The 24,262-nt window shown below is 47.2% G+C and carries 13 protein-coding genes; 5 read left to right on the plus strand and 8 right to left on the minus strand.

The features are described from left to right. Positions 1-18: 18 nt before the first annotated feature. Entirely contained in the window at positions 19-780 is a 762-nt protein-coding gene (locus HMPREF0670_RS00585; protein ID WP_009229225.1) for a CPBP family intramembrane glutamic endopeptidase, read from the minus strand. Positions 781-968: 188 nt separating this feature from the next. Between HMPREF0670_RS00585 and HMPREF0670_RS00590 the strand changes: the two genes are divergently transcribed. Then, positions 969-1,700 (plus strand): hypothetical protein, encoded by a 732-nt coding sequence (locus HMPREF0670_RS00590; protein ID WP_044077534.1) that lies wholly within the window; start codon positions 969-971, stop codon positions 1,698-1,700. A gap of 331 nt (positions 1,701-2,031) precedes the next feature. Here the strand turns inward: HMPREF0670_RS00590 and HMPREF0670_RS00595 are convergent, their stop codons facing one another. The 7 genes from HMPREF0670_RS00595 to HMPREF0670_RS00630 form a co-directional block, all read right to left on the minus strand. Continuing rightward, complete coding sequence (locus HMPREF0670_RS00595; protein WP_232213828.1) at positions 2,032-4,311, minus strand: thiol protease/hemagglutinin PrtT; 2,280 nt, start codon at positions 4,309-4,311, stop codon at positions 2,032-2,034. Positions 4,312-4,617: 306 nt separating this feature from the next. After that, positions 4,618-5,880, minus strand: a complete 1,263-nt coding sequence (locus tag HMPREF0670_RS00600; protein ID WP_044077535.1) for an A/G-specific adenine glycosylase — start codon at positions 5,878-5,880, stop codon at positions 4,618-4,620. Positions 5,881-5,893: 13 nt separating this feature from the next. Beyond that, on the minus strand, positions 5,894-7,069 hold the full coding sequence (locus tag HMPREF0670_RS00605) for a tetratricopeptide repeat protein (RefSeq protein WP_044077536.1): 1,176 nt from the start codon (positions 7,067-7,069) through the stop codon (positions 5,894-5,896). 333 nt (positions 7,070-7,402) lie between these two features. After that, complete coding sequence (locus HMPREF0670_RS00610; protein WP_009229230.1) at positions 7,403-8,569, minus strand: mechanosensitive ion channel family protein; 1,167 nt, start codon at positions 8,567-8,569, stop codon at positions 7,403-7,405. Between the two features lie 44 nt (positions 8,570-8,613). Continuing rightward, positions 8,614-9,900: a D-alanyl-D-alanine carboxypeptidase/D-alanyl-D-alanine-endopeptidase gene (dacB, locus tag HMPREF0670_RS00615; RefSeq protein WP_083786766.1), complete on the minus strand. Its 1,287-nt coding sequence runs from the start codon at positions 9,898-9,900 to the stop codon at positions 8,614-8,616. Beyond that, the gene (locus tag HMPREF0670_RS00620; protein ID WP_009229232.1) at positions 9,897-10,298 is read right to left on the minus strand and encodes a PH domain-containing protein; all 402 of its coding nucleotides are present in this window, start codon (positions 10,296-10,298) and stop codon (positions 9,897-9,899) included. The genes dacB and HMPREF0670_RS00620 overlap by 4 nt, the downstream gene beginning before the upstream one ends. A 1,412-nt stretch (positions 10,299-11,710) precedes the next feature. Then, positions 11,711-15,685, minus strand: a complete 3,975-nt coding sequence (locus HMPREF0670_RS00630) for an NACHT domain-containing protein (RefSeq protein WP_009229233.1) — start codon at positions 15,683-15,685, stop codon at positions 11,711-11,713. Positions 15,686-16,148: 463 nt separating this feature from the next. Here HMPREF0670_RS00630 and HMPREF0670_RS00635 point away from each other — a divergent pair, with 463 nt between their 5' ends. From HMPREF0670_RS00635 to HMPREF0670_RS00650, 4 genes are all read left to right on the plus strand, one after another. Beyond that, a complete protein-coding gene (locus tag HMPREF0670_RS00635) occupies positions 16,149-16,874 on the plus strand; it encodes a porin family protein (protein WP_009229234.1) in 726 nt (241 codons plus the stop codon). Between the two features lie 119 nt (positions 16,875-16,993). After that, positions 16,994-18,166, plus strand: coding sequence for a hypothetical protein (locus HMPREF0670_RS00640; RefSeq protein ID WP_009229235.1), 1,173 nt, complete (start codon positions 16,994-16,996; stop codon positions 18,164-18,166). Next, complete coding sequence (locus HMPREF0670_RS00645) at positions 18,163-19,968, plus strand: hypothetical protein (protein ID WP_009229236.1); 1,806 nt, start codon at positions 18,163-18,165, stop codon at positions 19,966-19,968. Before HMPREF0670_RS00640 ends, HMPREF0670_RS00645 begins: the two co-directional genes overlap by 4 nt. Before the next feature lie 33 nt (positions 19,969-20,001). Beyond that, positions 20,002-24,262: SpvB/TcaC N-terminal domain-containing protein (locus HMPREF0670_RS00650; protein WP_316928766.1), on the plus strand; the 4,261-nt coding region annotated here is incomplete at its 3' end.

The following is a 24,262-nucleotide window of genomic DNA, read 5'->3' on the forward strand; positions in this document are numbered from 1 at the left end:
AAATGAGCGTATATCGGTTTAGTTGCTGGTGCTGCGCGTTTTGTTCCACTTGAAAAATATCATGAACCACGCACCAACACAAACCACAAAGATAACAAATTTGGTGGTCTTATCTGGGCTATGTCTGAATAATGAATTGAGCATCATTATCTGTACGATAAGGTGGAAACAGGCGGAGGCTAATACAGACTTTGTTGTTTCGGCGATTTTGCCTATTCCCCAGCTGCCAAAAATAAGCAAAGATAAGAAGGTAAGGTTGTGTACAATAGACCTGTCGTGCACGAATGAAAGATGCCACACGTACCAGAGGCACCCAATTATTAAGTACTTCGCCCAGGGTTTAAGGCCTTTCAGTTCCTCTTGCAGATACCCTCGCCAGCCATATTCTTCCTCGATGCAGTAGACTATGGTGCCAATGATGGCGACAAACGCGTAGATGTGGTTTTCAAGTTTGTAGTCGTTATTAACGCCTATCGCGGTAAGTAGTACGATTGGGATGGCGCACATCAATAGCGATTTCTGCTTGGAAGTGCCGAATAATGACATTTCTACCCTTCGTTCTTTCCTCAAAAAGGGCATAACAATGAAGGTGCCTAAAAGTACACCACTAGGGTGAAGCAGTGCGAATACGAAGATGGAGAGCCATGTTGGCAGCTTTTGTATCGCTGGATGAATGTTGAAAACATCAAATCTAAATAGGTTTGATACTGCTGTTGCTATGATAAAGAATATCAGTAACCTTTTCCAGCTTACAGGATTGGTCGTGATTTTGTCTGTCATCTTTACTAAGTGTCTTGGTTCTAACTATGTAAGTATCTACGCAAAGCGGTTTATTTTATTGTATGTGGGCATAATAAATGCGGTTTTGATTGGTGTAAATAAAAACAATTCGTATATTTGCAGTATAATAATCGTTGCCACTGGGAGATGCTTTTGACAAGCCATGCAACATGTAAACACACTAACGGATGGAAAGACTATTGTACATTATAATCTTGGTTGTCGCGTATGTTTGGCTCAGGCGGCTAAGACATAAGGGCGAACATGGGGTGGAGCGTGGAGTATCTGCCACCGAACCTCCTGCGGTGTGGCTTTCGTACACTAGGGCCGAGCCTTGTTTTAAAATGGCTGGACGACTGACTGAGTGGCCAGAAACGGGGAAAGAGACAGAAGGTAGACCGTATGAGAACGACGCGGAGGCGCATAACGAACACGCTGTGACGATAAGGATTAATAGAAAGAACATAACAATGGAAAACAAATACGTAGGAATGAGCACCCTTGAAATGATTGAGGAGATATGCAAGGCGTTGGGTTGCCCCTTTGAAAGGGATGAGGAAAACTTCGCCGACTTTACTTTTCAAGGCGAAGATTTTAGGATTCAGACCATACACGGCACACGTTACTTTAACATTATGCGCGTTTCTTGGGCAGAGGCGAGCCTCGATGATATAGACCAAGTGGCCTGTTTGCAGCGGACTATTAATGAGGTGAATATGTATGCCGCATGTGTTGTGGTTTACACTATCGACACGGATGCGAACGTGATGCATCTGCATTTTCGGCGACATGCGGTGATAACACCTGAAATGCCTGCCGTTGAAGACTACTTTAAGTCGCTGCTGATGCCTTTCTTCTCGGTGGAACACGACTTTGTGAACGAGTTTCAGAACATGAAAAAGGAGATGGGGTTGGAATAGGAGAGGCGTTTAAAGGTGAAAGGGTGAAAGGGTGAAAGGGTGAAAAAATGGCTGCGCCTCTTAACTTGTTTGCTTGCAACCTTGTCCACTTGTTAGCTCGTAAACTCGTCTACTTGTTTACTTTTTAACTCGTTCACTCGTCAGCTTGCCCATTCGTCCAGTTGTTAACTTGTTAACCCGTCAACTCATCTGCTTGTTTACTCGTCAACTTGTCAACTCGTTTACTTGTCAGCTCGTCCACTCATCCACATATAGATAAAGGGTGTGCACCTACATAACAGGTGCACACCCTTATCTTATAAGCGATTTGCTTTGGGGCAAACCTTGTGTGTTATCGTTTTAAAAGGCGGTGCGTATGTACTTGGCCGTCGGCCATTACTTGCACGAGGTACACGCCCGGAACAAGGTTGGCGAGCGAGATACTTACTTCTGTTCCATCTGTTGAAACGGCACTACCAAGTAAACGGCCATTGATGTCGAACAGTCTTACGCGTTGTAGACCAGTGCCACGCACCGTTAACGAGTGGCCGTCGTTGTTGGTTAGGGTGTAGTTGGCAGTGGTTGTGCCAGCGATATGGGTTACTTTCGAGGCTACGGTGAAGATGGTTTCCTCCTTATCATATAGCTTTTCTACATCGAAACGTTCGGCATCGGGGTTGTCGATGCCCGCACTTGTTTCCTTAATCAGCAACAACTTCATCCTGTATTTGCCTTCTTTTAGGGTACTAGGTACGTTTATACTAAATGGCATCCATGTTGTACGGAAACCATCAAGCTCCATTGGCTTTGTGCGTTGTGTCTCAAAAGCCACGTTACCCTTGGCGTCGAACAATTGTAACTTGGCATAATAGCCGAATCCCAGCCCGCCTTTGTTCCTTATGGGGACATGGATGGTTTCTTCGTTTCCTGGTTTTAGCCAAAGTTTAGACGGCTGTTCGGTTAGTTGGAAACCTGCATTGATCGAGTCTTCCTCCACGATACGCACCTTGCCGTTGCCTATCTCAATCACCATTCGGGGTGCTTGTCGCATGTGTATCCACTCTCCCCAGCGGCCGTTTTTTTCTAGCGGGGCGCACATGGGCAGCAGTTGGTAATAGCCATTGGCCAGTTTCGTGAGGTCTACCTTTATCTTCACCGTCTGCGGGTTGGTGTAGTCGCGCCCCATTTCCCCGTTAGAATATTGCCCATAGACGCGTTTTGTATAGCCACCTGTGGCGTGATCGTCCGACGGACAGACGGTTATCCGCTTGCCATTCATGTCGAATATGCCCACGCCGATGTCGCCCTTGAAGGGTTTTCCGTAGTTATTAAATTCGTTCATCTCAACGGCTGGCATGTTGCCAACGGCAAATGTCTTGCCACTTCCTTGGGGAAGCCTTAGACTTCCCCCAATATTGAACTTCAGTTTGGGCGTGCTTGCCAGCAATGCATGGTCTATTGGCCTTGTGTTTGGCTTGTTGGGGTGAGCCAATATGGCGATTAAGCCGTAGCTGAACGTCATGGGCTTTCCGCCAAACTCGTTTCCTGATTGTGCAACCGATAACGTTGAGAGCGAGAAATACGCATCGCCCTGACCGCCCCAGCCAAAGTTCATGTGGAAAAGTCCTTGCTCATTGATGCCGTCTGTAACCCAGGCGTGCCCTCCTCCGCCACCTTTTTGGCTGCCCGAGAGATAAACGGGGAAACCGTTGATGAGCTCTTGGCGAACGATGTCTGTGAAAGCAGGCAGTCCTTCATCGCTACGGCTCACAAAGGCCGTGGTGTAATCGAAGTTTTCTCGCAGGGCTTTGTCGGCCGATTCGTTTTGCGCACCGCTCAAGTAGGGGGTGTATTGCATGTTTGTGGCTATTCCTACGTCGCTCATTAGCTTTGCAACGGCGTCTTTTTCCCTTTGGGTGCCTGGGTCGTAATATGTGTATTCGTCTTTCATGTTGGCCCAGTCGTAGTATGATTTGCTGAAATCGGCATGCTTTACATGATTGTAATGTCTTACAGTATAGGTGTTTTCTCCCTTTCCTTGTATGGGCCATTTGTGGTAATACATTACTTGTGCGATGGCTGTTGCCACGCATCCGGTGTAAGGATAGCCCGTTTTCTTGTTGTAAGGTTCGAGTTGATTCCACTTACAAGTGAGCAATGGGGCAACCGCTTTGTAGGTAGGCATCGCTCTTGTGGCGGGTTGCGCCGTGGCGGGTGCTTGTTGTAGCTGTGCGAAATGTTCGCGATAGGCTTGCAAAAGAAACTTTACGCCAGGGTTGGCATTCAGCGTATCGAGCGTTCCGTTATCCCCATAGGCAAGTATTTCGCCCATAGCGTCGTCGCCCGAAACCACGACAAAGCCCTTGCCTTGCTTGTCGTTGAACACGTAGAAGGGCTCAATGGGCTGTTGTTTGCCAGTTCGGGTTTGTGCCGATGCGATGGATTGGCGATTGGGCATGACGTATTTTCGCGCGATATCGAGAGCTTGTCGGGCCGTAACCTGTTTGGCTTGGATGGGCAATAGGGTTGCAAACGCAAGTGCGAATAGCGCAAAAGCCTGTCGGTAGTGGTTAAGTCCGCACTGCAAAGCAGGGGTGAGTTTGCGCCTATTTGTGGCGTAGTATTGGTTCATTGTTTTGTAATTCTTTTTTGTTTGTTTTTGTTTTCACTCTATAATTCTCTTTTGGTATTGGTAAAGGTGTTGTTAAACGCGTTCCCTTGTGATTGGAAACGCGTGCAAAGTTACATAAAAAGAATGAGAAAACACCCGCTCTCTTGCGTTTTAACAAAGCGAGTTGGCAGGGTGGTGAGTAAACAAGTTGACCAGTAAACGCGTGGATAAGTTGGCGAGTAGACCAGTTTACGACTCTACGAGTTCGTAAGTGAATGGGTTTATAAGTTAAGGGGCGCAGCCGCCTTTTCCCCTTAATAGGCTTTTTCACTTGTCTTTCGTTTCATTATTCAGCCTTTCTAAGAACAGCTCGAACAGGCGCGATATGGCGTATTTGTTCAGTTCTTGTTCGCTCACCCAAATGTAGTCGGACGGCAGATCGGGCCTAACACTTGTTTCAACAACGGCAAATTGCGCCATGATGATGCGATGAGTGAGTATGTGGCGGAATGTATATGGCCCTTTGATTATGGGTGAAAGGGTGGAATGTAGGTGGGAGTTGGGCGGTATGGATGTTGATTCGGTGCCCTGTTCGCCCTTAAAAAGGCGGTCGATACACGCTAATAGCTGCGGCGAAGGGAAGTTTTCCTGGTTATTAGTGCCCTCGCGCTTGTAGGTTTTGGGTGTTTGTACACCTGAAAGTACTACGTCTTCGTATAGCAAAGGTTCCCAAAGGCCCTGCCAAATGTCGCCCGCCGGCCGCTTTCGGATGGCAATTTCACCCCCACACCTAATATATATGTAGCCCATGCGGCGCTGTTTGGGGGCTTGCGACTTTGTTTTTACGGGTAGCGAACGCACCAAACCTTGCGCAAAAGCCACGCATTGACCACTTAACGGACAGCTGTTGCAGAAACTTGGCGTATCGTTTGGCGCGACTGTGTGCCCGTTTACCTTGCCTGTTTCGCCCTTCACGGGCAAGCATTGCAGTGCCCCAAAGTCCATGATGGCCTCGTTGTAGCGTGCCGGAGCGTGGTGGGGCAAAAGTGATTGGGCTAAGGTGGCGAACTGTTTTTTGCCTTCGGTGGAGTTGATGGGCGTGTCGATGCCGAAGAAACGCGCCAAAACACGATACACATTGCCATCTACTACCGCCACAGGAAGGTTGAAAGCGATGGACGCAATGGCCGCCGACGTATAAGGTCCAACGCCTTTTAGCTTGGAGATTTCCTCGTGGGTGTTGGGGAAATGTCCCAATTCTGCAATCTGTTTTGCCGCTTGGTGCAGGTTACGGGCACGCGAATAGTAGCCCAAACCTTGCCAAAGGCGCAACACTTCGTCTTCGGTGGCGGCGGCAAGAGCGTTTACCGTGGGGTAATTGCGCATAAATCGCTGCCAATAGGCCATGCCTTGGCTCACTCTCGTTTGCTGTAAAATCACCTCACTAAGCCAAATGGCATACGGATCTTTGGTCTCGCGCCACGGCAAACTTCGGCCGTGGCGTTGAAACCAACGGAGTAGGGCGGTGGAAAAGGGATGAGTTGTGGTCACTATGTGGGCTTTAAGCAAAAACGATAATGAGCAGGGCATGGCGCAAAGAAGGCTACTTCTCCTTCTCTTTGTCCTCCTTTTCGGTCTTTGGGAAGTTCTTTCGTATAAGTGCAAACATCTTGTCTTTATCTTTCTTATACAGCTTTACGTACTTTTCGAGTGCGGGTACAGGTCCCGTAAGGTCTTTGTTGTTGATGTAATGGTTCAGTGTTGCCACCATCGCAGCCTCGTATCCGTCCTCTGTTTCTTTGGTTTCCTTGTTCTCTAAGGCATAAAGAATGTAGCCTGCATAATAGCTAAACAAGTAAGGGTTCGATTCCTTTTTGGCTAGAAGTTGGGATTCGTTCTTCCCCATTGGTATCGTAACTTGGTCTGACGGCACCGCCCAAGCCATGATAAACCTAGCTGCATCTTCCATATCGCGGGCAGTAAACCGATGGGATAGGTAGTATTGGCAGCATCTTTCAACATCTTTGGTATGCTTGCGGCAGTCTTCGGCTGTTTCAAGTTTCGGCAGTTCAGGCAAGTCGCCATAGCCTTTCTTGGCCTCTTCTTTTAGCTTTTCCAACTCTTCGCTTAGGCTTTGGGCCTTGTCTCCCTGGTTATTCCCCTCGTAATAGGTAACCAGATACTCGGCTTCGTCGGTGTATTCTTGGGCATGTTGCCCAAAGAGATCTTTGTAAATGGCCAATGCGCGCAACTGAAAATTGATGGCATCGGCCTTATTGCCTGCGTAAAACGAGTTCTCGGCGGCGTGAATAAGTATCAAAGCCATATCTCTATCGTTGGTATAAAGCCCTTCGTATATTTTCAAAGCTTTCTTACTGTTGGCCAAAGCCTCCTTATATTGTCCGTTAGACGATAGGTATAGCGAAAGGTTGTCTAAGTACCAAGCATACCGTTTGTCTTTGGTGTTGAAGTGTTTGCCGTATAGGTCTACCACCTTTTGAGCCGTTTCTACGGCCTTGCTCAGGCGTTTGGCACTGAAATAAGACTTGCCCAGGAACACCAAACCATCTATATAGATGGTGTCGGCCTCACCACGAAGGTGCTTTACCTTTGCGGTGTAGTCTGTGAAAGCCGCTATGGCCTTGTCGAATTTGCCGTCGGCAATGAGCATACGAGCAGTGCTGTCCATCTCGTGCAGTTGTTTTTCTTGCTCCGTTTTCTGTGCTTGTGCAGCATTTGCGGCGAGCAATAGCAATGCCGCGAGTAGTGTTTTCTTCATAAGCGTTATGGTTGATATTAGTTTTAATGCTGATATTTGGTGGTGGTGAAGGGTTGTCTTCACCACCATTTTGCTTGATTTAAACTTCTGAGGTGTTGAATTGTGCTGTTTGTAGGTTTTGTTGTATGCTGTTTTTAGCTGAGCGTTGACGAGCTTTTGCGTGTTGGGTTTAAAGTTACTTGTAGGGGTTGGCCAGTGAATGGGCCGCCTTTCAAACTTGCAGCTCCATAACTTCATCGGCTTATAACCTCACGAACTCACAAGCTCATGAACCCATAAGCTCACTACCTCATGAGCTAATGAACTCACAACCTCATACCCTCACAGACTTATTTATTGTTCGGGGTATTGCTGGTAGATGGTTAGTCCGAAGGCATGGGTATAGGCATATATGTGCTCCATGATGTCGGCCAGCGTGTGTTCGTAGTGAATGTCGGGTGCATTCTTAATGAAAAAATAGAACTCTATGGGCAGTCCGCATTGCGTGGCCTCTACCTGTTTCACCATCAACGTTTGCTCTTCGTTTACCTCGGCGCGCTTGGTAAGATATTGTTCGATGAACAAGCGGAAGAGCGAGATGTTTACTTGTTGGCCTTGCATCTGCTCTTCGGTGAGCAGCTTGTTTGAAAGCAGCGAGCTTTTAAGGGCATCGTCTACCAACTTAACGCTTCTGAAATCTACGTACAGCAGACGTTGTACACGGCGGCCTGCACCCTTTTGCATGCTTCGCCAGTTCTGGAACGAGCCACTTACCAATGCCAATGGTGGAACGGTAACGGTGGTGTTGTCGAAGTTTCGCACTTTAACGGTTGTCAGGCTGATGTCTTCTACAACGCCGTCAGCAGGTGTTGAAGGCACCGTTATCCAGTCGCCCTTCCTCACCATGTCGTTACTGGTAAGCCTAATGCCCGCAACCAGTCCCTCAATGGTGTCTTTAAACACCAGCATCAGTATGGCCGAGGTCGCTCCAAGACCTGCAATGAGCGACAGCGGGTTCTTGTTGAAGAGGATGGCAACCACCACAATCACGGCGATAAAGATAACAATAACTTTCAATACGCCGCAAAATGTGCGGATATATTGGCGAACGGACGGACTGGAAGATAGTTTAAGCTGTGTGAGTGAGTTGATAAAGGCGATGAAAAGCCTTACCGACATCACCACAATGTATATGGCCGTGAGTTTCTCTAAGGCGGTATGCACCAAGGCATATTGGAAGAAAACCAAGGGCAAGAGCCACGAAACCACGATGGCTGGCACAATTCGGCTTGCCGTTATCAGCACATTGTCGTTGAAAAGGATGTCGTCCCAATTGCCTTTTGTCTTGCTGGTGATGCGGTGCACCACGGGGATAAGTATCTTACGGCAAAGTGCGCCTGCCGCCCAAGCCAGCAAGATGGTGACCAGCACCAACAAAATGTGGCGCACAATGGGTACGGCGTTGCCCGAAACGCCTGTCAGGCGGATAATCTGTTCTACGTAATCTTTTATTGTTTCCATTGATATGTCGGTTTTAAAAACATGGTTATCAGTGATGTTTGGGGTTAGGGTTGGCATAGGGCCGTGCAAACCTTGTCTTGGAATGCACGTGCATTGCGGCCGTGCATCACGCCTTGGTTGATGATGGCAAAGCAAAGGCGATGTCCGTTGGCGGCAGTGCAATAGCCTGCCAGCGAGAACACGCCCGTAACGCTGCCCGTCTTGGCACGCACGTTGCCACGAGTAAACACCCCTTTCATGCGCGATTTCAGCGTGCCGTCTATGCCGGCGATGGGCAACGAGGGCGAGAGGTGCAGGTAAATGTTGGCATTGCGAAAGGCATAGCGCAACATGGCTACTTCCAGTTCGGCCGAAACATAGTTGTATAGCGATAGGCCCGACCCATCGGCCACCTTGTAAGCGGCGGCATTGAGGCCTAACTTGGCAATGAGCCTTTTCACCACTTGTGCCGCGTTTTTGGCCGTGGCAGGTTTGTTTCCCGTTGCGGCAGCAATCTGGTAAAACATGGCCTCGGCATAAAGGTTGTCGCTCTCTTTCATCATACGCATAAGCACTTGGTCCATTGTGTGAAAGCGCGTACAGATGCAAGTGGCGTCTTGCGGGCGTTGACCTGTGGCGGTGAAGGCGTCTAGCACGATGCCTGCCTTGCGCAGTTCTTGCATAAAACGGTCCATAAACACGTCTTTGCGGGCGTAGACCAATGCCGAGAGCACGGGATTGTCGTCGTCCCAACACCAACCTTTGCCCAATAGGTCGGTTGTTTTCATCGACTTGTCGGCGTAAAGCGTGCCGCGAATGGTGTCTACCCCCATCTTTTGCAGGCTTTCCACAAAGGCGTGCATGTCGTCGGTGTTGAAACGCGGGTCCATCCCCCCAACGCAATACACGTTACCCGTTAGTGTTCGGTTCTCGATAGTGCCTGTATAGCACAACTCTGTTTTGAACTGGTGCGAACCGCCCAGCTTGTCAAGGGCGGTAATGGCCGTTATAACCTTCATCGTTGAAGCGGGGCGCATGGTTTGGCGTTCGTTAAAACAGTATATGGCCGAGTCGGCATCGAGGTCGTAAACCATCAATCCCAATTGCGAAGTGCGCAGCATGTCGGCTTGTACCAGTCTGTCTATGCGTGCTCTCACCGATTGGGGCCACGGCAACAGGCTGTCGGTGGCCAATGTGTCGGCTAAAAGCGAGTCGGTAGCCAGCGTGTCGGCCGCTGCCACGGTTTCGTCATCGTCGTCAGTAACGTCTTTTTCCACTTGCCCCATCATAGGCAAGGCCATCAGCCAAGCCAACAGAACTACGAGGGCGTATTTGCTTTTTAATTTCATCATTCGGGTGTTGCTTGCCGTTTCCTTATCTCGTCGATAAAGGCATCGGCGTTGTCTGGTTGCACGCTCACTAGCCGTTTGTGTCCGCATTGCAGCAGCACATATTGCGAAAGGCCGAATCCCGTAGACATCTTGCGGCACGAAACGATGTCGTTAACGCGTATCTGTCTTGTTTTTGAGAAACGTCCGTTGTCGATATACAGCATTTCCTCTTCGCCGTCGTTGCGGCGAAACACGTATGTGGTGTGCACAACTCGTTCTATCATTAGCACCACCACGGCGGCCAGCAAACATCCAACCAGGGCGCTTTTCGTCCAAAACATGTATAGCGCAAGCAGTGCAAAGGCAAGTATGCCGCAGACTGATGCGGGCGAAAGGCGTTGGTGGAATGTTCTGTCCATTGTGGGGTAGGTGCTTTTGTTATGGTGTTGGCGTTTGTGTGGGTGCTTGTTTACCGCTCCGCCCCCATTTGCACAAGGGCGTTGTTTGGGCAACAACGCGGTATCGGCATCCTTTTGCCAACCATCATTTCACGATCTACAAAATTACAAAAATAATTGTTCTTATCGCCCCTTTACTGCCTTGTTTATTATTTTTTTAGTATAAAGAGGGTGGGCGTATGGTATAAATGGGTGGGGCGTATGGTATAAATGGGTGGGGCGTATGGTATAAAGGAGTAGGACGTGTGGTATAAAGGAGTAGGGCGTATGGTATAAATGGGTGGGGCGTGTGGTATAAAGGAGTAGGGCGTGTGGTATAAATGGGTGGGGCGTGTGGTATAAAGGAGTAGGGCGTATGGTATAAATGGGTGGGGCGTATAGTATACAGAGGTGGGGAATATAGCGTAAATGGGTTTGGGCGAAGAGACAACAAACGAGTGCAAAACCATTATGTTTCTTTTGCATAACTCGCATTTTGGGCGTTTGAAATAGTGACTTTGTTTTTGGATTGAAGTGTATAAGCAACAGCAAGGTTACTTAATGTGATGTTAATTTGTATCTTTATATTTTACAAAACGACTTCTGCTTGACTCTCCATTCTAGAGAAAATAGTGGTTGAAAAGTAGGAAAATACCTACTATTCTCTGTCTTACGCACCTTTCTGCTTGTCTGTTTTTAAGAAAACAACCTGCATTTTGCACCATTTTGCCTTTCTAGTTGCTTGCCAACTCGTAATTTTTTCACCCCCAATTACCTACTTTTAGCCCCTAAAATCCCACTTTTTAAAGCACTTTTTGCCCACTTTGCCCCAAGTTTTTAATGGTTTAAAGGAGTTTTACCCACCTCTTTGCAGTGAATTTTTATGCGTTTTGCCTCGCATTTTGCAGCAAAACGCATTGCATTTAGCACCATTTTACCTTGCGTTTAGCACCAAAACGCACTGCATTTAGCATCAAAACGCACTGCGTTTAGCGGCATATTGCACTGTATTTAGCACCAAAATGCACTTCATTTTGCTGCAAATGGCCCAAAATCCGGTGCAAGTTGCGGTTTTATGCAATGCACATTCATCTTGCCTGCATTTACATGCACCCCCTTTTTGCATCAAAACAAACCTTCGCGAGAATCGAATTTTTGCGGTCGGATGGGCAGTTGGTGGACTACGAAGGCACTCTTAGTGTTAAAAATCTTGCTGAAAAGGTTACGTTGGTATGGAGTAGGATGCAATTGCTGATTGATTAATTGCCAAGGGGTCAGTTGACTGATTACAGATTAGCTGTATGAACGTTCTATGCCTCATACGGTTAGCGAAAAAGATGTTGTTTCAATTTTGAACTTATATGGGGTTGTTTGAAAACTTGTCATTAATCACTCTATTTCTTTTTGGGTCTTGTTGTGTTACCACAAGCTTTCTTCTTACCAATGTTACTTTTAACTTGTGGTATTCCTGTTTCAATACCGCTACTGCACCTACAGTCTGTTAATAGTACCAGAGTGTTGTCAAGATTCTTGTATTCCTCCTTCAAGTCTTTAAAATCTTTAATTTTCCCACCCTTATGAACATCAAATACCCAAAACACAGATAAGCACGCATTAGTCGCGTTAGTGTATTGAACAAATTTGTTTTTATACTCCTGACGTTTTTTCTTGTTTTTAATCTCTGTATTATTAAGTAATTTAAGTTCAATCATGATGGGATCGCATAATCCGTATCTAATAAGAAAGTCTGTGCGCTTATTATCCTGAAGAGCCACTTCTCTATCAACTTGAATGGTTTCCAGCCCCATCAGGCAACACTTATTTATGATGGTATTCTTCAATTCTCTCTGGATATAATCCTCGCTCAAACTTTGCTGACGCACTAAAGCATATACGCCTTGATCTTGAATCTCTTTCTGAACTTCGTACTGAATCTTTGAGAAATATTGCCTTAAATCACTATTATTCCGAATTTGCAGATAAGACTCGTCAATGCATTTATTATACAGCTTAATAGCCTTGCTTATAGTTATAGTTTCATTTTTCAAGAAAATATTTTCGGCATTATTCATAATGAGGTAAGCTAGATAACTCATGTTCTTCGCGTTAAATGCCTCTACTTTTTTTCGTAATTCTGAAATATAAGTGATGTTGTTGATATTCACAAAGAATAAATATATCTGTCTAAGAAGATAGCTTGAATACTCCTGAGTTTCGGGTTTTAAACATAATGGTAACCCAAATTCAAACAAATCCAACATTTGTTTAATGAGGTCATCATTATTTTTAATATTCATAAAACACCTAAACATATATGGGTTTGGACTAATCATTTCAGATTCTTCCCTAGAGATACAGCGAGCATGTCCCGTCTCGTTGTGAAAGGATTTGGTGACATTAGCTTTAAGATATTCTATCCTCCAGTTTATCGCTTCTGGGTCTTGAAATTTTTCTATCATGATAGCATTGCACTGCATTTTAACGCTTTCAATACTTTCATCTTCAAGGCAACCAAACAGCTTTTTATACTTATTTATATCCCACTTACAATAATCTTCTGAGATAAGATCCAAAGCACGAGAAGCTGCTATTTTGTTTCCAAGACTCTTATCCTCTATATATTTTTCGATATACTCCTCTAACTTATAAGATAAAGTATCAAAGCCGTAGTCGGTAATGCAAGCAAAAATATCATCAGAGCTAACATTCATGAAATCATCTTTCCGATCTTCCCACCACCTTACAATTGCTGACTTCTCGTCTTGGTTTATATTCCCTATAATAGACTTATATATGTCTTTTATTTCATGAGAATCAAAGTTCATAGTACAACATACTATTGGAAGAGTCTTTATTAATGTATCCTTATACTTTTCCAAAAGTTCTCTGTAACATAAGTGATGAAGTACTCTCACATAATATGGTATTTTAATCAATGCTTTTGATAAACTATAAGAATTTTCTCCATTACTTTTCAATGCAAGCTTATCTAAATCAATCTTGTTAAAGAAGTTAGTGATAACATCCACAATAGGCTTATGATCTTGCTTGCTTAAAAAATCAATGCTTTTAGAAAGTTCAAAAGCTAATTCATATTTATCGTATTCAGATGTTTCTTGTTTTGAAAGTCTCTGATATGCTTTTGATAGCGATGGGGCATAGTCTCTCTCTTGCTTCATCTCGTTTGAGTTCTTATCCCACTGTTCAAAGGTATTTTCGTAACGTTTTATATAATCAGATATGGTACATTTCTTAGATTCGTCCTTTCGTATTTTGTTTATAAGATAAATTAGAATTTTGTCTTTGTTCCACTTTTCTGCATCTATATCATTCAATAACTTTTCTAATTTAGATAATAAATCCGCATCGATCAGATCTGCGTCAAACGTCCTAAATAGATCTTCTAGTTCCCATATATCTTTCTCAAAGCAATTAAAAAATATCATCCCTGTTTCTTCTTCCAGTAAAATTTGTTTAACTACAGTATTGATTTCTTTTAGAGAAGAATAGTTCCTATTTTTTACAAAATATGCAATGACTTTTGTCATAAGGTTTCTTCTATCTTGATTGAATTTCCAAACAACATCAAACTGCTTTTTCAAATAAAAATCGTAAAGAACAAGTAAAGATCCCTTGGGATTAAAGAAATCACGAATTCCTTTCGAAAGAATCTTATTATATGCATAGATTATTGATTCAGGATCGTCAATGTACAGAACTACATTTATTGCTTCAGGATTACTTTTGTCGCAATAAGTCAACCAACAGTCAATTACTAACTTGTCTGTAATTTTTCGATATCCAGTTACTTCTATATACTTTTGCTTTACATCCTCAGTAAAGCTATTAAAAGTACTTGCTAACTCTCTAAGTTCCTCATCATCCTTAAGTGCATAGTAAAAATTTAAAGCAATCTGTTGCATTTCACTATCCTTAGTTCCCATAAGTGCTCTTGCAGCATCTTCCCAATGTTTTATTACACTTTCATCGAGTTTGTTATTTTCAACAAGTCCTTCAAGTATAGCATAAATATTGGTTAATTGTATCTTGTTAAGCTGGTCAGAAGAAATCTTTAATATAGTATTACAACCAGAAGTATAGCATTCTTGTATTAAATTCTGAATAGGACCTCTCCATTTAATGTATGCCGGTACACGCTGATAATGTTCAAATAGATTTGAAAACAACTCTTTTCGTTGCTGAACTCCAAGAGTAGATGGATTAACATATCTTAGAAGCGATTCGAAAGTTTCGTTCTCAAGATGTGACTCATAGGATGTAATGAGCTTAAAAACATTAACGAATGAATCACTTCTGCCCTCCGAATATGAAAGATGAGGAATCACATCATACCAATTAGGATAAATATGCTTTAGTTCCTTTTGCACAGCGACATCGTAAAGCACACTTTCTATATTTTCTTGTCTACCAAGCTCCTTAGCTGCAAGATATTCTTGTATCTCTGAATTTCCAAATTGTAATATTCCATTTGTTTCTTTCAATATACGACTTTCAAAGAAAAGAAGGTCAAAATTGGCTACAAGCATATGTGCCATATTTCCCTTTAACTCGTCTATAATCGTGTACAAGTCGTCTTTTGAAATTTTGTCTTTACGACTTATTTCCATAATGAAAGCAATTTTTTCTATGACCCTTTTAATAAGAGCCTTAAAGTTGTCTTTCCTAACAGGTTTGTCATATGTTGTTAGAGCTTCATCTACTGATTTGTCAATAATAAACTCAAATAGTTCTCCAATATTTGAGATACCCTCTCTTTGATTCTCACTTTCCAGTAGAAACATCAAATACCTAGGTATTGATAGAAGCTTCCTTAATTTTGGACTTCTATTTATATTTTCTTTCGTGACATCAGCACATGTATCAATAATATTTGTTACTTCTTGATCGTCTAATCTATTTACTTCTACAAAAACTAATTTAGTACAAGAAGAGAAAAAACTTGCATAAGATACAACATAGTGTTTTCTACAGGAGAACATTACTTTCACATCCTGATGTTCCTCCTTATATTGCTTTATAAGTTGTAGTGTATAATTGAATTCACTTCCATCAACTTCATCCAAGGCATCCACAATGCAGTATTCAACATCTGACGGAATTACTTGTGGTTTAAACTCGGACGCATTACAAAAAGAAAGTGGCTTTTCTGTAAGACGTGCCTTTATTTCAGAAATAAGCCTACTTTTACCCACACCTGGTTCGCCTGCGATACAGACAAAGTTTTCGCTCAACAAATCATCAATTGACAAAAAGTTTTCTATGTCAAATAAAGACGGAGTTTTACTTTCGTTCTTTAGCAACTCATCGATATTTGAGTATTTAGTTATTTTTGGTACGATATAATTCATAATTACATTGTTAATGAAGTAGTCTTGATTTTTAATATTTCTACAAATTGAGAGGAGTTTATTGTCTTTGTGATGCAAAATCAAGACAAATGTTCCTCTCGTGTATGAAGTACTGGGCAAAATTACAATAAAATTTGTGATTCTGTCCTATTTGTTTGTGGCAAAATCAGAAATTGTAATTGAAAGAACCTATGTGTGGATGGTCTAATACAGAGGTGTACTTTATAGGTTTGATGCGACACTTTCTAGATTGGAAGGTATGAAGTTATATCGTATTTATACCAATTATTCTGAAAAAGATAAGAAAGAGAGAAACGCCAAGGCGACTTCAACAAACAAATATGCCATACATTTGTAAAAAAGTACCAAAAAGTCTTTGCTGCTTATTTTACTTTTACTATATTTGTAGCCGTAGAGACATCTGTCTCATAAACATAAACAATACCCGAAAACACATTGAGCCATGAAAGCAATTATATTTGTTGCGATTTTGCTTTGTTGCGCTTGTCAGCCCTTATCTGCACAAGACGCCAATTTCCACGCAGGCCTGCGGCTTGGCGGAGGCATCAGTTCCAATTCCAACGTCGACCGGATATTGGTGAGCGAGGACTATTATTCCAACTATTCTTTACGGAAACGCGTGCTGTTTGTGCCATGCGCCGAGCTGTTCTTTCTGTATAAGCCGCAGGGAAACCTGTGGGGCGTGGAGGCAGGCATCGTTTATTACAACCGCACGGCACGTGTTAGGTACGATGATAGGGACGAGCTGAACTATACGCTCTCCGCGCGTTACCACCATCTGGGCTTGGCAGCCTACTTCAACCTCTATCCTTTCAAGGAGCGAAACACGTGGCATGTGTCGCTGGGTGGACGCCTTGGAGCGAACCTTTCGCCCGAAAACCTAAGCTATAAAGGGAACCAAGAGGACGCAAAGTTTAAGAAGTGGAAGTACCCAAGCGTAGAGGAGACGGAACGGGTGATGCGAAGTAAGCTAAAAGGACGCCCCGACGCTGCACTTGGCGGAGGCGTGGGCTACGACTTCCATTCGGGCATCTGCATCGACTTGCGCTTTCATTACAGTTTGGGGAGTACCATCAAGACCGAGACCAACACCTTTAACTGGGTGGAATGCGCCAACCACAACTGGCAGGCAGAGCTTACGGTTGCGTATGTGATAGACATTAAGTGAGGCCTGCGCTGAACCGCTGCACTGTAAAAAGATAAACCGTTGTTGCCTATTCACTCGCTTGTTTCTCTCGCGCGTACGCGCGCGTTCCTTATAATATTACTATCTATCTTTGCATACACATGAATAACCCTAGCCCCAATAACCAACGCAATATGCGGCGTGCCGTCGCCCTTTTGGCCATTGTGCTTGCCCTGTTGTTGTGTTTCAGACTCTGCAAACGCAAAACAACAGAAGACCCCATACCCCCACCAACGCACCAGGAAACAACCCCGACAAAGGTTGCTCCGCAACATACCTCTGGGAGAACTCATCCCAAGGGAAGTGGCTTACGTACAAGGCGAGATGCTGGGAGAAAGGGTATAAAGAGATGTGCTAACACTGAGCCAACAACCCCAAAGAAGGAGGAAAAGTACGCCACAGCAGAAGACGAGGGTGTAACGGATGCGCCACAAACGAGGGTTGGAGCAACCGAACAACCTGTGGAACAGCAAACGCAACAACAACCCGACCAACCAACAGAGCCAAAGACGGAGCAACAAACCAAACCAGCCGCAGAGGAGAACACCCCTGCGGAGAAGACCCGACAACCTAAATCGGCACGCGAGCCGAGGAAACGGATAACCATGCGATATAAGGGGCATAATCAATCGCGCATCGGCATCAGGGCAGGTGCGGGCTATGCCGTCATCAACAATCTCGGTGCAATGGTTGAAGAGGGTAACATCCGTCCGCGTTACACGTTGGAAGCGTGTGGGGCCACAGTACCCACGATAGGCGTTTTTGCGTTATTGCGCCGTAACCGATTGGGAATGGAGCTTGCAACGGATTACACTTGGCTTGCATCGACATTGAAAGAGCATAAGCTGGCAGGCAACGTGAACGAGGAAACGAACTTCCGCTATCATCTCCTCATGCCGCAGCTTGCCGCGCGGCTCTATCTTCTTGGAAACCTTTACATGGGTGTGGGCGTTGGGCTAGCCATTCCACTTAATCCTGGTGGTATCGACTTCACGAGCGACCGACCTGCGATGTTCGCCTCGGCCGACGAGCTGACGCAGGCACACCTGAGAGAAACGCTTCGGGCAAGGGTGCAGGCCATGCCCCTCATCAAAGTGGGCTACTCGTCGTTCAAGAATGGCATTGAGGCCTATCTGCAATATGCTTATGGCCTAACCGACCTCATACAAACCAAAGACAACCCCTACGGCTATGCCACAGCAAGGAACAACAGTCACCTGTTCCTGCTGACAGTGGGCTATACCATACCTCTCAATAAAAACAAACAACCATGATACAGTTCAGATACGGCCATGTGGCAACGTTCGTTCCACTATTGTGCATGCTGCTCCTTACGGCAAGTAGGGTGCAGGCACAGATACAAAAGCATACACCGCAGCATGCTCCCGGCGGTGTAATGGGCTATGTAAAGTGGGGCTTTGGAAATGACAATGCGCCCATGCAGCTTGCCGCCAATAGCGGAATGACCTTCGTTGGCGTGGGTAAGGCGAGGCAGGGCGGCGAGCAACTGCTTTGGCATGTGGGCGCGCAGGGCGGACAGACACAGCTGGTGCAGACCACAGCGCGCACGGCCGACCTGGCCCGTGGCACTTTCATGAACTATGTGGGGCGCGACACGTTGCCGCCTCTGCGCCTTTATACCTACGTCAGTTCTGCCGCCAACGGCATCCGTGGCACGCTAGCCGTGGGCGGAACCACTAAGGAACGATTGCCCATAAGGGCGATGAAAGAGGGTATGGCGGAGTATGCGGTGTATCCTCGTGCACTTTCGGGCACGGAACGCATGCGCGTTGAAAGTGCAATGGCCTTGCGTCATGGCATTACGCTGAACCATTCGTACTTCAACTCTAAGGGCCTGGTTGTACGAAACTACTACCGCCTTAAAGCCTACAACCACCGCGTGGCTGGCATTATCGGCGACAGTACGTCGTGCCTGTACCTGTCGACGGGCCAAAGTGCTGATGGCGAAGCGGCTGTTCGCGTGGCGGCCAAGGCCATCGGCGAGGGCGCGAGCTACCTTTGGGGCGACAATGCCAAACGGCTTGCTTTCGCGGCAGATAGGGGAAACGGCAAATGGATGCAACGGCGATGGGCGGCAACCACTACGGGGACACCTGTGGCGGGCATGACTTTGACGCTCGACACGCGGAGCATCAGGCAACTGGAACCGCTCGGCGAGGGCGAAAGTTATTATCTGGCCATAGACAATAGCGGAACGGGTAAGTTTCCCGTCGGGCAACTTAGATATTATAAGGCACACATGGGGCAGGCGGACAGCGTTACGTTCATGGGCATAAGTGTCGGCGTGGGCGAAAGCGTCTTCACGTTTCGCGCGGCCAAGGACTTCTTCTCTACCATCGACGTGGAACAGCCACGTTGCTCCACTGGCGCGAAGGGTGCTCTGCGCGTACTGCTCACGGGCGGCACACCCCCATACCGCCTAACGGCAAGTGTCGACGGCAAGGCTGTATGCGTACATGCTACGGCGGACAGCATCGTAACCGTCCCCTCGCTAACGCAAGGCAAGTATGTCATCGTGGCATACGATAGTAGCGGTAAATCGCTATGCAGCGAGGTAACGTTGCACAATGCCGACTTGGCCGACGTTCCCGACTTGGAGGACGTTAGCTTTGCCCAAGGGGCCGAACGCGACTATCACTTGGAAACGAAAGGCAACTACGCTTGCCGTTGGAAGACCCCTGCCGGGAAATACCTAGACGGTCGGCGTGTAACGCTTGAAGAAGATGGGGAATATCTTGTTGAAGTAACCAATGACGATGGTTGCTCTACGCTGCGCACGCTGAACGTAACCACTGCAACGAGCGATGGTTTCGCACGCTACGAGGTGTCGCCCAACCCTACTCGTGACGGCAACGTAGATGTACGCGTTGAATTGACGGAGGCTGCTCCGCTCGCGCTGTTTCTCCATGCTCCCGATGGTGCGCTGTTGCAAACCGAGGTTCGCGAACCTGAAAGCTACCACGCTACGCGCCTATACCTACCTATTGTGGGCGTGTACATATTAGAGATGAGGAGTGGTGAGGCTAGGCGAAGTGTGAAGATTATAAGAAGATAGCCCATACAAGGAACGACTAAACCTGAAATGCACATGAAAAGATTGATACACATCACGTTGGCAACGGCCATAGCTCTACTGTCGCTCGCATCTTGTAACGATGGTAGGCGTACTTCACGCGGCATGGACGCACAAGGAGAAGTAAAACGGCAGGTTATACATCACGCCGAACAAAAGGCCGACAAAGGTTCGGTAGTGCCGAATGCCAAGAAAGGCATTGGCGGCACGCTTGTTACGCGTAAGGTGCAGGGTAGGGAAACCAACAAAGACCTATCGCGCTTGCGCAGCTTCCGACGTCGTACAGTGAGCAAACTCTTCGCACGCGATGCGGCCGACTCGCTGCATCTGGGGCGTGCCCAGCTGCATGTTCCGAGTGGTAGTATGGAACGGGCCAAGTTGTTGAGCGTAACGCCACTGGGTAAGGGCGAACTGCCCCACCTGCCGGCAGGCATGGTGAATGTTACGGGCGATAGGGATGTGCCCGTTTCCGCATCGTTGAAAGGTGGTGTGGCAGGCTACCGCCTGTTGCCTCACGGCGAGCATTTCGTGCATGCGCCTGCAACCATCACCGTGCCCTATGATAGCGCGCTCATCCCGAAGGGCTATACGGCAGACGACATACACACCTATTATTATGATGAGCTGCAAGGCAAGTGGACGATGCTTCGCCATAAGGCCCTGGATAGGGAAAGGGAAGTGGTGATGGCCGAGACTTCGCACTTCACCGACGTGATAAACGGCATCATCAAGGTGCCGGAGAGTCCCGAAACGCAGAACTATGTGCCAACGGGTATTGCCGAACTGAAAGCCGCCGACCCCGCAGCGGGCATAACCACGGTGAATGCCCCCACGCCCAACCAAAGCGGAACGGCATCGCTGGGCTACACCTTCGAGTTGCCCAAAGGGCGCGGCAGCATGCAACCCTCCGTGGGTTTGCAGTATGGCAGCGATGGCGGGTCGTCGTACGTGGGTTATGGTTGGAGCCTGCCCGTGCAGAGCGTGGACATCGAGACGCGCTGGGGTGTGCCACGTTTCGACATCGAGCATGAGAGTGAGAGCTACCTGCTGATGGGAACGAAACTGGGCGACCGCACTTATCGTACAGCCGAACTGCCAGGCCGGGCAAAGGATAAGCGTTTTAAACCGCTGGTTGAGGGCGGCTTTGCGCGCATCATCCGCAGGGGCGACTTGCCCACAAACTACACGTGGGAAGTAACTTCCAAGGATGGCACCACATCCTACTTTGGCGGCATTGACGGTAAGATAGCAGACAACGCCGTAATCAAGGATGCCGAAGGGAACATCGTGCGTTGGGCACTTTACCGAACGGTGGACACCCACGGCAACTTCGTTTCGTACACGTACGAACACCATGACAGCACCCTCTACCCCAAGTGCTATCGCTATACGGGACACGACGACGAAGCGGGAGCTTATGCCGTGAACTTCGAATACGCCCCCACGGCGCGCAAGGATGCCATGAGCAGCGGCCGCCTGGGTGTGTTGCAACGCGACGACCGCCTGCTTCAACGCGTAAACGTTACGTTCAACAACGAGTCCGTACGCAGCTATGCGCTGCATCATCGCGAAGGCCCTTTTGCCAAGACGCTGCTAGATAGTATCGTGCAACTCGATGCTAAGGGAGCAAGGGTGGCCGCACAAGGGTTTGAATACTATGATGATGTTAAGGGCGGAATGTTTGGAAAAGCGGAGTCGTGGACATCGGAGGCAGACAGTAAACACGAACATTTACCCCCATTGCAAAAAGCCATAAACGGATTCAGCAACGAGTTGAGCATGCTTGGTGGAGGATACTCCAAAGGAAGGACTTTGGGTGGTGGCCTGCTCGTCGGATTTGGCGTAAGTGTTGCCACCGTGAATGTCGGAGCTTCATACATACATTCGAAGAATGAGAACTTTGGAAAGGTAGCACTAATAGACATTGACGGAGACGGGTTACCGGATAAGTTATTCCAAGCGCGGGATGGGCTTCGCTATAGGAAAAACCTCTCTGGTGAAACAGGAAATCCCATATTTGCGAAAAGTCGCATGATCAAGGGAATAGGGGAGTTTTCCAGAGGAACAAGTTCAAGCAAGACACTCAATGCCGATGCTGCCGTTGAGCTGCCTTTCGTTTCCCCTGGCGTCAGCTACAGCCGAACTTGGGATAAGACGGAGACGAAGATCTACCTGTCCGACTTCAACAACGACGGACTGGTGGACATCGCCAACAATGGCATGGTATGGTTTAACAGGATCGGCACAGACGGCCTTCCTACGTTCATACCCTCGACGAAAGAAACGCCCAATCCCATTGTCGGGCGAAGTGCAGAGATAGATTCCACTTTCATTCCCGACTATAAAGCCATCAGGGACTCCTTGGAAAAGGAGAACCCCCTGCACGACGTAGTGCGCGTATGGCGTGCGCCGTTCTCAGGAACAATCCGCATTGCCAGTGTGGTGAACAAGTCCACAACTTATGGCGACGGCATCACATACAGCATCCAAAAGGAGGAAAACGTATTGAAAAGGGATTCCATTCTCAGCACAGGGACGAGAACGGACAGCCTCACGACATCCGTCAAGGCCGGCGAAAGGGTGTTCTTCCGCTTGCAGTCGCGCTACTCGGGTGCGGCCGACAGCGTGGCGTGGTCTCAGCGGGTGGAATATAGCCGGATTGTTGATGGTAATGCCACCTACCTGGGGCAAGACCTCTCTCACTATGATGCCGCATCCGACTTCTTGGAAGGAATGACCACAGGAATGTTCTTGTCCAAGGACGGACGCGTGGAGGTAAAGGCGCCTTACAGGAAAGGGCGGACGGAGAGTCATGTTACGCTTGTCGTGAGAAGGAAAGATTTACACGGCGAACACATCCTGATGGAGAAGAAACTCCCAGCCGGCACTCCCGTTGAGGATACGTTTGAGGATGCGTTCGACGTATTGGCGAAAGATTCGGTGCAGCTGACCTTCGAGATGCTGACGGATGCCCCTTTGGAATGGAGAAACATGTCGTGGAAGCCAACGTTAAGGTACGTCTCCACACAAGACACGCTCCGTGTAATTCCTTTTAGAAAGATGTATAACAAGCCCGTACTTGTGAGGGCTTCAAGAAATGTTAGGAAGGACCTGGCGAAGAACCAGAAATACGACCCGGGAGTAATTCTCGTGCATAAGTTTAAGGTGAAGCGACAAGATTGGGATAAAGACAAGGATACGGCAACCGTACATGTGAACTTCAACAGGGAGGATGGTACCTTACTGCTTAAACGCAAATATACCTTAACCAAAGACGACAGCATAAAGGTTGACTCGCTGGCCATTGTTGATGCAGCCTTGCTGGAAGAACTCTGCAAGGGAAAGACACTGGCAACGTTTAGTGTAGAAAACGAGTTGAGGTCGGTTGTTAAGGCTACGGTGGAAGTTTTCCGCGATTCCCTTGTCTTCAAAAAGGATTGGACAAAGAAGAAGATGATCGTCGACCACAAGGAGAGGATCCTCGTCGACACATTTGCATGCTCCGTCTTCTCCGGCTACAATTCCCTTAATTTCGGACACCTTTATAGGGGATGGGGACAGTTCGGCTACAACGGGAATAGGGAATACGCAAACCGCCCCATTGAAACGGCGGCATTGACCATCGACACCGACGGATACAAGGGCATCGCGGACAATTATGACAAGAGCCGTAAGGAGGAAGACCTCGCAGGCTTGACGGAGCCCAGCAAGCAACGTTTCTTCGTAATGGGTTACAATGCCATGCGCAAGGTCTATATCGGTGCAACCGACAGTGCCTACGTGGGTGTTTCCTTCCAATGCTCCTCACGTATGGGTGAAAGCGAGATTAAGGTAGACAGTGTGCAGTATGCCTCAGGAGAAGGACTGTCTGCACCGATATTACAATCCAAGTCTTCTGGGCATGGCGTGTCCGCAACGGGGAATGGTCCTCTCAGGTTCGGCGTAAGCGGCAGCAAAAGCAGTCAAACGTCCCATACGGAAGTCGCCGCAATGGATGTCAACGGCGACGGCTATCCTGATTGGATAGATGAGGGGGACAGCCATGTACGCACACAATACACTTCGCCGACGGGAACACTCAGCCAGCTTAGCGTCAAGACTGACATTCCGATGCCAGAGTTCAGCTCGGGTGCTTACAGCCTCGGCATAGGCAATGACGGTGCCATTGCCGTAAGCATAGGCAACAGAAACCGTTCTGAGTCGGGAAGAGCAACAGGCAATTCCTCTCCGGGCGATGTCGGCAGCATGAACAATGCTAATGAGAATCCAAACAAGG

The organism is Prevotella sp. oral taxon 317 str. F0108 (assembly GCF_000162415.1).
Classification (GTDB): Bacteria; Bacteroidota; Bacteroidia; order Bacteroidales; family Bacteroidaceae; genus Prevotella; species Prevotella conceptionensis.

Coding starts and splice junctions, on each gene's coding strand:
- HMPREF0670_RS00585 (WP_009229225.1), bottom strand. CDS start 780: ATGACAGACAAAATCACGACCAATCCTGTAAGCTGGAAAAGGTTACTG.
- HMPREF0670_RS00590 (WP_044077534.1), top strand. CDS start 969: ATGGAAAGACTATTGTACATTATAATCTTGGTTGTCGCGTATGTTTGG.
- HMPREF0670_RS00595 (WP_232213828.1), bottom strand. CDS start 4,311: ATGAACCAATACTACGCCACAAATAGGCGCAAACTCACCCCTGCTTTG.
- HMPREF0670_RS00600 (WP_044077535.1), bottom strand. CDS start 5,880: ATGCCCTGCTCATTATCGTTTTTGCTTAAAGCCCACATAGTGACCACA.
- HMPREF0670_RS00605 (WP_044077536.1), bottom strand. CDS start 7,069: ATGAAGAAAACACTACTCGCGGCATTGCTATTGCTCGCCGCAAATGCT.
- HMPREF0670_RS00610 (WP_009229230.1), bottom strand. CDS start 8,569: ATGGAAACAATAAAAGATTACGTAGAACAGATTATCCGCCTGACAGGC.
- dacB (WP_083786766.1), bottom strand. CDS start 9,900: ATGATGAAATTAAAAAGCAAATACGCCCTCGTAGTTCTGTTGGCTTGG.
- HMPREF0670_RS00620 (WP_009229232.1), bottom strand. CDS start 10,298: ATGGACAGAACATTCCACCAACGCCTTTCGCCCGCATCAGTCTGCGGC.
- HMPREF0670_RS00630 (WP_009229233.1), bottom strand. CDS start 15,685: ATGAATTATATCGTACCAAAAATAACTAAATACTCAAATATCGATGAG.
- HMPREF0670_RS00635 (WP_009229234.1), top strand. CDS start 16,149: ATGAAAGCAATTATATTTGTTGCGATTTTGCTTTGTTGCGCTTGTCAG.
- HMPREF0670_RS00640 (WP_009229235.1), top strand. CDS start 16,994: ATGAATAACCCTAGCCCCAATAACCAACGCAATATGCGGCGTGCCGTC.
- HMPREF0670_RS00645 (WP_009229236.1), top strand. CDS start 18,163: ATGATACAGTTCAGATACGGCCATGTGGCAACGTTCGTTCCACTATTG.